Genomic DNA, 12,288 nt, shown 5'->3' on the forward strand with positions numbered 1-12,288 from the left:
GAATTGTAGCCAAGTTTTCTTCACGCTGGCTGACGTTCGGCCTGCAGATGGGCATTGAGCTTGTCGCGCCACAAGCGTGCCTTGTCCATTTGGTTGGCAGTCCCATACAGACGCTCCAGCTTGCGAGCCAAATGTGCAGTTGGTTGTCGCGCGTACACAGCCTCAAACCTGGAAATGGCTTTGCCCCACAACTGCTCCTGCTCACATACGTCTCCGGCCAGTTCAATCAGTCGCAAATCTGTGGGGTTCGCCCCCAGGAGATTTTCCACGAATGGCAAGGCATCCCGGGACTCATGAACAGCAACCTGGTGATAGGCGGGCAACAGATCCAGACTCTTGCGATTGCTGAGTGCAGACTCCAGCAGCACACGCGCTGCTTTGCTTTCCCCACACGTCATCAACCCTTCCGAGAGGGCATTCAAAGCCAATACATTGTCCAACTCTTTGGGTTTTGCGTTGGAAAGAACCGCCTTGAGCCTCGCAGCATCACCGTCAGCGGCTGCGACTAGGCCGGTGTAAATTGCACCGATGGCTTGCTCCTGGTCCATCTGTTTGAGGGCTCGGGAGGCCACACAATGCCGGTACTGAATCAAAGCCTCGTCCCATCGATTCAAACCAATCAAGGCAAACAGCTTGACATGCTGGGCCTGAGGCAGCCTGGCCGACCCGGCGTCCAGCGATGCGAGCAATTCAATGGCTCGTTCAGGCAACGCGCGAGCCAGTGCAATCCTGGCTTTCAGAATGGTGAGCGCAACCGCATGCTGGCCTTCCTGGGCTTTGTCGTGGCTCAGAATTTCTTCGGCTTCATCCAGTCGATCTGCCTGGATGGACGACAGCGCACGGATCAGGTAGCTCAGATCGGTTTCGATACCAGTCTTGGACGCTGCTTTCAACGCCTTGGCAGCAGCAGGTTCATCGCCTGTGATCAATGCAATCAATCCGGCTGTATTGGCGTCCAGCAAAGCCGATTGCTTGCGGCTTTGAAGGTATGCCTTGAAACGCGCAGGCAATTGCCCAGAAGCACGAATGGCCAGCAACGAAAAATGGACCAGTACAAAACCCAGCACCAAGGCAATGATGGCAAAGTTCAAGGAGACGTCGATGCGGTACTGACCGAAAAACAGGACCACTTTGGCTGCATTCCCATCTGCAAACAAAGTCACAGCGACGGCCACCACAATAATCAGCAGCAAGCCCATCAACTGCTTCATGGTTTGCTCCCTTTTTGCTGCTGACCGGCAACAGCCAGTCGATAGGCCGAGGTTGTTGCCTTCAGTTCGGGCAATACCAAGTCGACCTGAATCTTGTTGATGTCATTCAGCACGGACACAGCCCGCTCAACCTGGGGGTTCTTGGTGTCGAAGTAGGTGTTGATTAAAGTCAGAGACCGGTTCAGGTCTGACTTCAGCAACTCGCCTTGCCGAGAGAGCATGGTGACCCTTGCATTGAGCAAGGACAATCGAAGTGCATTTCGTACATCAGCCTCTTGGCGGGAAGACAGCAACAACACATCGGGAGTATCCACCTTGGTGATTTCTATCAGGGATTGGATGTCGTACCAAGCCGTGGACGCCACTGTTTTAACAAACGACCAAGCACCAGCCCAACTGAACTGGGGGGCTGAAGACTCTGCCGTACCTGCGGTCGGTGTACTCGTTTGATCTTGCGCCACAGCCGGTTCGGACTCGATCCGCTCCGGGTTATTTAATTTCGCAAGGTTGGTTTGGGTGGTTGCGTCGGCACCTGCCAAACTGGGCATGGTCTCGACAGAATTGATCACCGAATCCAAGGCAATGGCCAACTTCAACAAATCATCCGAGGGCAATGCCTTGATTGCCGCCAAATCGGTTTGCAAAGCGGTTCTCAAATTCATCAAGGAGGGCTTTTCAGCTTTCTCCAGCAAGTCGATGGCCTGGCCCAAGGCCACAGCAGCACCGTTGACGTTGCCCAGCAGGTACAACTGCCGTTTGGCGATCGAGATGAGTTGGTCCACCTCGCTCAGAGAGACCTCCGTCTTGCTGGCCAACAAATTGTTGTAGACCTCTTCAAGACTAACCCGCTGACTGGCCTCCTCTTTTTGAGCTTCTTCCAACAACTCGAAGCGGGTTTTAAGATCTCGCGTCAAATCGTCATATTGCGTCATTTGCTCACGGACCAAATCCAGCGTGGTGGACTCCTTCTGGATACGCTCACCGAATGCCAACCTTGTTTTTTCGATCTGGTTTTTACCAGCGAATGAAATCAACAACACCAAGGCCATGCTTGCCAGCGACAGCAGAAACGCCAACTTAACCAGCCACGGATTGACAGCCGGCTGGGTGATATTCGGCTGGCTCTGAGCCACGTAAGCAGTTGCGTTGGCGCTTTGGGAAGAGACGGGATTGGTCATGCTGGAACCTGTCATCGCTGTTGTATTTGTTTTCAGCCAAAGATTTACCGATTGTATCCCTGTTGGAATCTCCACAACCCGCGCGTAGCCCAATTCTTTGCAGCGACGGGTAATTCGGTTGTGTGTGGTCAACACGGTCGCCGAGTTCTTAAATCCCAGCAACTGATGGTCCGGCATCTGACTCATCTGCCGATCCAGCGCCTCTGCTGTCTCACTGCTGGTGATCCACAACACACAGCGTCCGCCCAGTGTCAATAAATTGGCCAGTCGAACACTGCTTTGTTGAATTTCAAGGCGATCGTAAATTTCCAGAATATCGACATCGTGCCCCAATTCAGACAACTTCTGCGGAAAGTCAACCCGCCCTCGTGGCCCCTTACACACCAGCACTTCCAGGGCTTTATCTGCAAAATGGCGGCACATCAGTGCCAATAGACCAGCTGAGTCTTCCGTGTCATCTCCACCGTCAACGCTAGGTGCTAAAATATGGTCTCGGGGGATACCCATCCGCTGGGCCAGACGGGCGCTTTGCCGCCCCATTACCCCGCACATCAAATCGGCTGGCCATTCCGTGACATGGGTCATCGCCATTTCCAAAGCCGATGGACTGACAAAAACCACCATTTTCTGGAATCGCCGACGGGGCGCCGCCATCCAGTCCCGCAACGCTGTCAACTTTGCCGTGTGAGGAACCAGTTCAAACACGGGCAGATTCAACACGGAGGCCTGGTTGCCCAGCGTGAGCTGCTCATCCAGCTCCGATTTCTGAACCGAATAGCCATCGGGCAGTTTGGGCTTGCACACCACCAGTGTCCAGTCCATGCATGCCCCCTCGTTCATCATGCCAGCCTGGCCTGCTTGACCAGGTTTTCAGCGCCCTGTTTGCGCAAACCTTCAACGGCCTGATTGGCCACGTCCAACCATTCGGCCAACGGCCCGTGGGAGTGCGCAGTCAACCGTATTTTTCCATCCGTGCTGGCGACCACCGCGCGCAAATGCATCACACCGGGTGAGATTTGCTCTGCGAAACCACCCAATGGCGTCTGGCAACTGCCGCCCAACGCTCTGGAAACCTGCCGTTCAGCATTGACCAGTGCTGTTGTCACCGGATCCACCAAGGGCTTGAGCAAATCACCCAGCGCCGAATCTCCACGGCGGATTTCCAGCCCCAAAGCACCTTGTCCAACGGCTGGCAACATGTGTTCCGAGGGAATGAAAGAGCGGATGCGGTCGACCATGCCCAACCGTTTCAGCCCGGCTGCGGCAAGCACAATTGCCTGATAATCGCCACGGTCCAATTTGCCCAAGCGGGTGTCCAGGTTTCCGCGTAATGGTTGAACGACCAGATCGGGGAATCGGGCCAATACCTGCGCCTGCCGACGCAAACTCGAACTGCCAACCACGCTGCCTGGTGGCAAATCATCCAGACTGCTGAAGTGATTGGAGACAAATGCGTCGCGAGGGTCCTCCCGAGTCATAAAGCCCAGGAGATCAAAATCGGAATCCAAGTCCATGGGTATGTCCTTTCCCGAATGGACAGCCAGATCGGCTCGCCCTTCCAGCAAAGCCACCTCCAATTCCTTGATAAACAACCCCTTTCCACCAATTTTGGACAGTGAGCGATCCAGTATCTGGTCACCCTGTGTTGTCATTCCCACGATGTCCACCTCTGTGACGCCAGGCAAGGCCAACAGGCGATCTCGAACATGCTCGGCCTGCCACATGGCCAAGCGGCTTTCACGGGATGCAATTCTGATTTTCATGAAGAATGAGGCCCACGGGAGACCAAAACAGGTTAAAAAGTGTGCACGGACCCGGCAAGAACGGATGCCTGTCGAAAGTCTAGCATGATGGGCCTTTATAATTAGCGCTATCTCAAGGCACACAAGGATTTCCAATGTCCAACCAATGGTCCAAAAAACAGGAAGCGTGGTCCGCCCGGTTCAACGAACCCATGTCTGAATTGGTAAAACGGTACACAGCCTCCGTGTTTTTCGACAAACGCTTGGCGCAGTTCGACATTCAGGGCTCGCTGGCCCATGCCACGATGCTGGCCGAGGCCAAGGTCATTTCTCCGCAAGACCTGGCCTCGATTGAACGCGGCATGGCTCAAATTCGGCAGGAAATGGCTGACGGCGAATTCCAGTGGCAACTGGATCTTGAAGATGTTCACCTCAACATTGAGCGGCGATTAACCGAGATTGTGGGCGATGCCGGCAAACGGCTGCACACCGGAAGATCCCGAAATGACCAGGTAGCCACCGACATTCGCTTGTTCCTGCGTCATGAGGTTGATCGAATCCAAGGGCTGCTCAGAACCATGATCAAAAGCCTGGTGGATGTGGCAGACCGACATGTTGACACTGTAATGCCCGGCTTCACGCACCTACAGGTTGCACAACCAGTGACTTTTGGTCACCACCTGCTGGCTTATGCCGAAATGTTTGAACGCGATTTGGAGCGGATGCAGGATTGCCGCAAACGCATTAACCGCCTGCCATTGGGTGCAGCTGCCCTGGCTGGAACCACGTTCCCCATTAACCGACACAGAACGGCTCAATTGCTGGGCTTTGATGAGCCAACCCGCAACAGCCTCGACTCCGTATCCGATCGAGACTTTGCCATTGAGTTTTGTGCTGCAGCCAGCCTGCTGATGATGCACGTGTCTCGCCTATCCGAGGAACTCATCCTTTGGATGAGCCCCCGCTTCGGTTTTATTGATCTGCCTGACCGCTTTTGCACAGGTTCGTCCATCATGCCGCAGAAAAAAAACCCGGACGTGCCGGAGCTGGCTCGTGGCAAAACAGGCCGTGTGTATGGCCACCTGTCGGGTTTGCTGACCCTGATGAAAGGTCAGCCCCTGGCCTACAACAAAGACAATCAGGAAGACAAAGAACCACTGTTCGACACTGTCGACACGGTGGTAGACACACTCACCATTTTCGCGGAAATGATCGACGGAGTGCGAGTGAAGCCCGATAACATGCGCCGGGCAACCCTGGAGGGCTATGCAACTGCAACCGATTTGGCCGATGCACTGGTGAAAAAAGGCATGCCGTTTCGAGACGCCCATGAAGCGGTGGCCCGCGCAGTCCGGTATTGCGACGAACACGGATTGGGGCTAGAGCAATTGACCGTGGAGCAATTGCAAGAAGCACTTCACCTGGGTGAGCTTGGCTATGGCGACGAGCTGGTCAATCCTGAGCTACTCGGTGTTCTGACTTTGGAAGGTTCACTCAAGGCTCGCAACCACATCGGCGGCACAGCGCCTGAGCAGGTGAAGCAAGCAGTTGCTGCCACACGACTGCGGCTCAAGCTATGAGCTTGTAAACCAGACTGCGCCAACACCATGCAACAGCTCCTTGCGTTTTCAGCATGCATTGACCGAATCAGCAAACGTTTGGGCAGCTGGCTTGCGTGGCTGGTTCTGATCACCACACTGGTGTGTGCCTACAATGCCGTGGTTCGAAAAGTATTCAACGTCAGCTCAAACGGTTTACTGGAAATCCAGTGGTACCTGTTTGGTGCTGTATTTTTACTCGGAGCAGCCTATACATTGGCCGACAATGCGCACGTTCGCATTGATGTGCTGTCTCAGCGCTTTTCAATTCGAACCCAACTGTGGATTGACGTCCTGGGTTATGTGTTGTTCATGCTCCCCTTGGTCGGATTCATGGTGATGTACGGCTGGGAATTTGCGGCGGAATCCCTTCGGATTCGAGAAATGTCCGCTGACGCGGGTGGTTTACCGCGCTGGCCTGCAAAATTGTTGATTCCTGCGGGCTTTTCGCTATTGGGGCTGCAAGTGCTCGCCGAGCTGATTAAGAAAGCAGCCATGTTGACCGGGTACCTCCCGGCCATGGGTACTCAATACAACGCAAACGAGGCGGAGGTTCAGTCCACCCTGAACGCCCTCAGCCAAACCAGCCAACAGGAACGCTAACTGAACATGGCAATCCCCACTGACTGGTTACCGGTTCTAATGTTTGGCACCTTGCTGGTGTTCATGTTGTCTGGCTTTCCAGTGGCTTTTGCACTTGCAGCCAACGGTTTGCTGTTTGGATACATCGCCATTGAACAGGGCCTCATGAACCCAGCCTTGCTGCGGGCCCTGCCAGACCGAATGTTCGGCATCATGAGCAATGATACGCTGCTGGCCATCCCATTTTTCACTTTCATGGGGCTCATGCTGGAACGCAGCGGCATGGCCGAAGAGCTGCTGGAAACCGTGGGCCAGTTGTTTGGCCGTGTCCGAGGGGGGCTTGCCTTTGCGGTGATTCTGGTCGGTGCCTTGCTGGCTGCCACCACGGGCGTGGTCGCAGCTTCAGTCATTTCCATGGCGCTGATCTCGCTGCCAGTGATGCTGAAATACGGTTACAACCCACGGATAGCCACAGGAACCATTGCTGCTGCGGGCACTCTGGCTCAAATCATTCCGCCATCGCTTGTCCTGATTGTGCTGGCTGACCAGCTTGGGGTCTCGGTCGGCGCGATGTACAGTGGCGCACTGCTGCCAGGACTACTGCTGGTGGGCCTATTCATGGCATATATCGCCTTGATCGCCCTGATCAACAAAGACGCCCTGCCCGCCCTGCCAACCAACACCCACTTTTCGACCAGCGCCCGACAGGGGCGACATCTGCTGTCTGCGTTGGTATTTGTGCTGCTGCCACCACTGGTGCTGATTTTTTTGGTCTTGGGCAGTATTTATATTGGTCTGGCAACGCCCACCGAAGGTGGTGCCATGGGTGCTGTGGGTGCAACGGGATTAACAGCCGCCAAGGGTCGATTAAACAAAACATTACTGAAACAAGCCCTCGATTCAACCACCAAGCTGTCCTGCTTCGTGATGTTTGTGCTAATCGGCTCAACCGTATTTGGCTTGTCGTTTCGGGCCATTGAAGGCGACCTCTGGCTGGAGCACTTGATGGGCAATCTGCCCGGTGGCAAAGTTGGCTTTCTTCTGGCGGTCAACCTGCTGGTGTTTGTTCTGGGTTGCTTTCTGGATTTCTTTGAAATCGTTTTCATCGTGTTGCCACTGCTGGTACCGATTGCAGCCAAGCTAGACATCGACCTTGTGTGGTTTGGTGTCATGGTTGCCATGAATCTTCAAACCTCTTTCCTGACCCCGCCGTTCGGATTTTCCCTGTTTTATTTGAAATCAGTTGCGCCAAAGTCCATCCGATCGATCGATATTTACCAAGGCATCATTCCATTTATTGCACTTCAATTGCTGATGGTGACCCTTATTTACGTATTCCCAAGCTTGGTGGGTGATCAGGCCGAAAAGCCAACAGACAACGCCCCCCTGCAGGTCGATGTGCCAGACACCAACTACTGGGATGGACAACCACAATTTGTACCCAAATTCAGCGAGTGACCATCCGGCCTCTCCTGCTTGGGCGGCAGTCTGTCCGCCAATTCCAGTTCGAACACAGTCCCCTGTTCAAATCGTCGGCTGACTGACAAATTCCAATTCATCTCCTCACACAATTTGCGCACCACATAGAGGCCGATGCCAGTTTTGGGTAAATCCGATCCGAAACTGGAACGTTCGTGCGATACGCCCAAGAGACTACGCTCATCAAACCCTGGACCAGTGTCGATGACCAAAAACTGGTGAACACCCCCTCGCCGCTGATATTGAAGTTCTACCTGCCCTTCGTGGGTGTGTTCAACTGCATTGAACACCAAATTTCCCAGCACTCGTTTCAATCGACGCACATCGGTGTAAATCATCAATTCTTGAACTTGAACAGAAAAACGCAAGCCTTTGCTTTCAGCCAACTGGGAAATCCAGGTTTCGATCGAATGGCACAACTCCCCGCTGGACACTGATTCAATTTTTTTCTCTCGCTGCTCACCCAACTCCAGTCGAGTGGCCTCCAGCATGTTTTCAGCCAGTTCGTGCAACCAACGCTGACAGCTCATCATTTGTTTAACCACCTGTCGGGCTGGTCCCTTGGCGAATTGGGACTCCAGCGCCGGATGCCCAACCAGCAAACCCAACGCATGCAATGGCTGACGCATGTCATGCTGCACACCTGCAATCCAACGCAGCCGTGCCTTCCATTCAGTCAACACCGCTTTTTTCGATTCTCGCCAGCGGGCTTGTTGATCCCTCCGGTGTTGAATACGTTGACGCGCGATTTGGTACCGACGACGACGCTCCATACCAACCGCCCAAATGACCAGTGGCAGCACCCAGCAAAGCACGGTGAAAGACCACTGTCGCCATGCCATGGACAACACCACACCGGAAATACAGGAGGAAAAGACGAGCAACCACAACTTCTCGGTGCTGGGTACCCGAAGTGCACGTTTTCGAAGCAGCTTTGCATACAGCAAAGCCCCTGAAATACCCGCCAAGGCCACCAATTGCATGCGCGCAGCCAACTCGAAACTGGTGCAAGCCAGGCTAAGGGGAAACATGCACCAGGCCACCAGCAGACAACTGTCGTGGTTTTGTTGAATCCAGGCGCTGATTTTCAGAAGTCGGGCCATGCTGGGTGCGCTTCTCAATCCGAATACACCTCGTCGGATTTTTGTTCCTGCCACGCACGGTACAACATGGCTGCCTCCAGGCGATTGCGTGCGTTCAGGCGGGCCAAGATGCTTCGCACATGGGTCTTCACGGTTTCGGGAGACAATCCGAGGTTTTGTGCAATCTCGTGGTTGGATTCACCTTTGGCGATTCGATACAGGACCGATACCTGTCGCTCGGTGATTCGAGCCATGCGCTGGCCAATCGTGAAGCCATTGCTGGGCTGGCTTTTGGGGCTGATGTGCTCGGTCCAATTGTTTCGGCGCAACTTCAAGACCATACTGTCCAGAACACTCAACACACGGTCTTGCGAAATGCCTTTTGAAACAAATTCGGTTTCCGGGTATTGGTCAGCCATGTCGCCCAGAATGTCCTCATTGCCAGAAATCACCAACGTCCGGCTGTAATCAAAAGTCTCCAACGCGGTTTCCAGAACTTTCTCTGGTGACATGTCTGGCAAACCAAGGTCCAGCAACACCAGGTCAGGTTGCTCAAATCGGCTGTGTTCCAGCGCCGGGCCAATCCGGCTGAACAATTTCACTTCAAGGTCGGAATAGCGCGCATTCATGATGTCACGCAAAGCCATGGCGATGATGGGGTGATCATCAATGATGAATACACGAAGCTGATTAGAAGCTGACATGGAGCAGTCCCTACAAGTCAAATGCCGTTCATGAATGTATGGCCCGATGTTCCACCGGGCTTGGGATCATTACGACAGGCATCAGAAGGTCAAACAACCCCGGTTGGGGCGACACTGCGTTGGGTGACTAAGGGGTAGCCTTTGGTTCCAAACAGGGAATAAAAAAAAGGCGGCCTGTAAAGCCGCCTTTTATAACGTGCGTTATGTATCTGGGTCAAAAAGTTACTTCGTTCTGGGTATGTAGGTGGCCATGGCATTTTCAGCAACCCTAAACCAGTTGGTCTGGTCACTGCGAAATCTATTCCATGATTCAAATATTTTCCGGAATCGCGGGTTGGATTTGCATTCCTCGGCGTACAGCTTTTCAGCCTCCAGGTACGCAGCATCCAGAAGATCTCTGGGGAAAATCCGCAGTTGTGCGCCCGATTTCAGTAGCCGTCCGAGTGCCGCAGGATTTTTAGCGTCGTAGGCTGCTTGCATGGTCAGATTCACTTCCGCTGCCGCCAATTCGAATGCGACTTGATAAGATTTTGGCAACTTGTTCCAAGCGTCCAAATTCACATAAAAACTGAGCATGGCGCTGGGTTCCCAAAAACCTGGGTAGTAATAGAATTTGGCCACCTTTTGAAAACCCAACTTCTCGTCATCGTACGGCCCGACCCACTCTGCAGCGTCAATCGTGCCTTTTTCCAGTGAGGGGTAAATATCGCCCCCAGCGATGGTCTGTGGAACGGCCCCCAGTGCCGCCATGATTTTCCCGCCAAAACCTGGTATGCGCACTTTCAGACCCTTCAGATCCGCCAGGGATTTCAGTTCCTTGCGCCACCACCCCCCCATTTGAGTGCCTGTATTGCCCCCTGGGAAACTGGTCATGTTGTAGGTCTTGAAAAATTCACGCATCAACTGTAGTCCGCCACCACTGTAAATCCAGGCATTTTGTTGACGTGAGGTCAGGCCGAACGGCAGTGTTGTATCGAATGCAAACGCCGCATCCTTGCCGACATAGTAATAACCGGCTGTGTGCCCAACTTCGACCGTGGCATTTTGAACAGCATCGGCCACTTGCAGGCCCGGAACGATTTCACCCGCCGCAAACGGGCGGATATCGAACTTCCCATCCGTCAATTGGGCGACACGCTGCGCCAATTGCGGTGCTGCATTCCAGATGGCATCCAGACTCTTGGGGAAACTGGATGCCAAGCGCCACTTCACCATGGGCGTTGATGCGGCAACCGCTGTCCCGGAAATCCACGCACTGCCTGCTGCCCCCGCACCCACTGCGGACGACAAGAAATCTCTGCGTTTCATGGCCATTACTCCCGCAGTCAGTTACCGGCAACCGTCATGGACTCAATGAGGATACTGCCGTTGTGTTTGCTACCCCGCCATTGCGCATCGTCAGCGATCGCCACCACATTGGCCAACATGTCTTTGAGATTACCTGCGATGGTCACTTCCTCCACCGGGTGAACGATCACGCCGTTTTCAACCCAATAACCAAATACACCTCGTGAATAATCGCCGGTTACACCATTGACCCCCTGCCCCATGAGTTCAGTGACCAAGAGCCCTGTGCCCATTTGTTTGAGCAGCGCCTGCAAACCACCCTGCGTTGTGCGAGACGAACTCAGAATCAGGTTGTGCGTGCCACCGGCATTGCCCGTGGATTGCATTTTCAACTTTCGGGCCGAATACGTGGACAAAAAATAGCCTTCGACCACACCTTTTTTCACCACGGTTCGGGGTTTTACCTTGACCCCTTCTTCATCAAACGGCGAACTGCCATGTGCCCCCGGAATAAAGGGATCCTCTTTCAGGGTGATGTGAGGTGCCCAAACGGGTTTACCCAAGCTGTTCAATAAAAAGCTGGTTTTCCGATACAGCGATGAGCCCGACACGGCGCCCACAAAATGGCTGATCAGGCTGGATGCAATTGGCGCTTCAAAAATGACAGGACATTTGCGAGTGGTCAGCGGCTTGGAACCCAAACGGGCAATCGCCCTGGATGCAGCAATGGTGCCGATTGACTTTGGTTTTTCGAGATTCTTTGGATTGCGTTCCGAGGAATACCAGAAATCCCGCTGCATGGGACTGTCTTTTGAACGGCCCGCCTGGGCGATGGGTGACACCGACAGTGAATGGCGTGAATAAGGATACCCCCCTTTGAACCCACGGCTGTTGGCTGCCCAAAAGTGACCTGTTTCCACCGACACATTGGCACCGTCGGAATTCCGAATTTTGGGGGACACATCGAACGCCGCTTGTTCCATCGCCAGCGCTTTTTCAACAGCCTTGGCAGTGGAAATTTTCCAAGGGTAATAAAGCTCAAGATCCCGGTGCCGGCGAGACAATTCCTCAACCTCGGGAAGGCCTGCAAAACGATCTGCCGCCGTGTATTTGGCAATGTCTAGCGCTGCCTGGATGGTTGCATCGATGGCTGGCTTTGAAAAATCAGAAGACGATGCATTACCCCGCTTCTTTCCAACAAACAAACTGACTCCAAAGCTTTTGTCGCGGGTGTGCTCAATGGTTTCTACTTTGCCCATGCGCACGCTGACAGACTGGCCAACGCCTTCACTGATGTCGACTGCACAATCGGTGGCTCCTAGGCTTTTCGCCTTCTGGAGTGCGTACTCGGTCAATTCCTGAAAAGTCTCGGTTTTAAAGCTGAAGGCCATGGGTTCTCGCAAACAATGCTGCCAAAAATGGCTA

The 12,288-nt window shown here is 53.8% G+C and carries 10 protein-coding genes; 3 read left to right on the top strand and 7 right to left on the bottom strand.

The features are described from left to right. Positions 1-20 precede the first annotated feature (20 nt). From NQT62_RS06390 to hemC, 3 genes are read right to left on the bottom strand one after another with little or no spacing between them, the layout of a single operon-like run. Positions 21-1,211 carry a heme biosynthesis HemY N-terminal domain-containing protein gene (locus NQT62_RS06390; protein WP_256763815.1) on the bottom strand — a complete coding sequence of 397 codons (1,191 nt, stop codon included), beginning with the start codon at positions 1,209-1,211 and terminating at the stop codon, positions 21-23. Beyond that, positions 1,208-3,232, bottom strand: coding sequence for a uroporphyrinogen-III C-methyltransferase (locus NQT62_RS06395; RefSeq protein WP_256763816.1), 2,025 nt, complete (start codon positions 3,230-3,232; stop codon positions 1,208-1,210). The genes NQT62_RS06390 and NQT62_RS06395 overlap by 4 nt, the downstream gene beginning before the upstream one ends. Next, a complete protein-coding gene (gene hemC / locus NQT62_RS06400; protein ID WP_256763818.1) occupies positions 3,229-4,152 on the bottom strand; it encodes a hydroxymethylbilane synthase in 924 nt (307 codons plus the stop codon). The genes NQT62_RS06395 and hemC overlap by 4 nt, the downstream gene beginning before the upstream one ends. 134 nt (positions 4,153-4,286) lie before the next feature. Here hemC and argH point away from each other — a divergent pair, with 134 nt between their 5' ends. From argH to NQT62_RS06415, 3 genes are read left to right on the top strand one after another with little or no spacing between them, the layout of a single operon-like run. Further along, positions 4,287-5,711 (top strand): argininosuccinate lyase, encoded by a 1,425-nt coding sequence (gene argH / locus NQT62_RS06405; protein WP_256763820.1) that lies wholly within the window; start codon positions 4,287-4,289, stop codon positions 5,709-5,711. Positions 5,712-5,738: 27 nt separating this feature from the next. Then, complete coding sequence (locus tag NQT62_RS06410; protein ID WP_256763821.1) at positions 5,739-6,332, top strand: TRAP transporter small permease subunit; 594 nt, start codon at positions 5,739-5,741, stop codon at positions 6,330-6,332. A 6-nt stretch (positions 6,333-6,338) separates the two neighbouring features. Continuing rightward, positions 6,339-7,769 (top strand): TRAP transporter large permease, encoded by a 1,431-nt coding sequence (locus tag NQT62_RS06415; protein ID WP_256763823.1) that lies wholly within the window; start codon positions 6,339-6,341, stop codon positions 7,767-7,769. On the opposite strand, the gene NQT62_RS06420 is transcribed toward NQT62_RS06415, so the two are convergent. The 4 genes from NQT62_RS06420 to pmbA all read right to left on the bottom strand — a co-directional run bounded on the left by NQT62_RS06420 (position 7,724) and on the right by pmbA (position 12,254). Next, positions 7,724-8,893, bottom strand: coding sequence for a sensor histidine kinase (locus NQT62_RS06420; RefSeq protein ID WP_256763824.1), 1,170 nt, complete (start codon positions 8,891-8,893; stop codon positions 7,724-7,726). The genes NQT62_RS06415 and NQT62_RS06420 overlap by 46 nt on opposite strands. 14 nt (positions 8,894-8,907) lie before the next feature. Next, positions 8,908-9,576, bottom strand: coding sequence for a response regulator transcription factor (locus NQT62_RS06425; RefSeq protein WP_256763825.1), 669 nt, complete (start codon positions 9,574-9,576; stop codon positions 8,908-8,910). A gap of 222 nt (positions 9,577-9,798) precedes the next feature. After that, the gene (locus NQT62_RS06430; RefSeq protein ID WP_256763827.1) at positions 9,799-10,884 is read right to left on the bottom strand and encodes a TRAP transporter substrate-binding protein; all 1,086 of its coding nucleotides are present in this window, start codon (positions 10,882-10,884) and stop codon (positions 9,799-9,801) included. Positions 10,885-10,901: 17 nt separating this feature from the next. Then, a complete protein-coding gene (gene pmbA, locus NQT62_RS06435) occupies positions 10,902-12,254 on the bottom strand; it encodes a metalloprotease PmbA (protein WP_256763828.1) in 1,353 nt (450 codons plus the stop codon). Positions 12,255-12,288: the final 34 nt, after the last annotated feature.

The sequence above is a fragment of the Limnobacter humi genome (genome assembly GCF_024518835.1).
GTDB lineage: Bacteria > Pseudomonadota > Gammaproteobacteria > Burkholderiales > Burkholderiaceae_B > Limnobacter > Limnobacter humi.

Bases quoted from the DNA above. Each gene is read 5' to 3' on its own strand.
- hemC (WP_256763818.1), bottom strand. From the start codon at position 4,152: ATGAAAATCAGAATTGCATCCCGTGAAAGCCGCTTGGCCATGTGGCAG.
- NQT62_RS06410 (WP_256763821.1), top strand. From the start codon at position 5,739: ATGCAACAGCTCCTTGCGTTTTCAGCATGCATTGACCGAATCAGCAAA.
- NQT62_RS06390 (WP_256763815.1), bottom strand. From the start codon at position 1,211: ATGAAGCAGTTGATGGGCTTGCTGCTGATTATTGTGGTGGCCGTCGCT.
- NQT62_RS06395 (WP_256763816.1), bottom strand. From the start codon at position 3,232: ATGATGAACGAGGGGGCATGCATGGACTGGACACTGGTGGTGTGCAAG.
- NQT62_RS06430 (WP_256763827.1), bottom strand. From the start codon at position 10,884: ATGAAACGCAGAGATTTCTTGTCGTCCGCAGTGGGTGCGGGGGCAGCA.
- argH (WP_256763820.1), top strand. From the start codon at position 4,287: ATGTCCAACCAATGGTCCAAAAAACAGGAAGCGTGGTCCGCCCGGTTC.
- pmbA (WP_256763828.1), bottom strand. From the start codon at position 12,254: ATGGCCTTCAGCTTTAAAACCGAGACTTTTCAGGAATTGACCGAGTAC.
- NQT62_RS06425 (WP_256763825.1), bottom strand. From the start codon at position 9,576: ATGTCAGCTTCTAATCAGCTTCGTGTATTCATCATTGATGATCACCCC.
- NQT62_RS06415 (WP_256763823.1), top strand. From the start codon at position 6,339: ATGGCAATCCCCACTGACTGGTTACCGGTTCTAATGTTTGGCACCTTG.
- NQT62_RS06420 (WP_256763824.1), bottom strand. From the start codon at position 8,893: ATGGCCCGACTTCTGAAAATCAGCGCCTGGATTCAACAAAACCACGAC.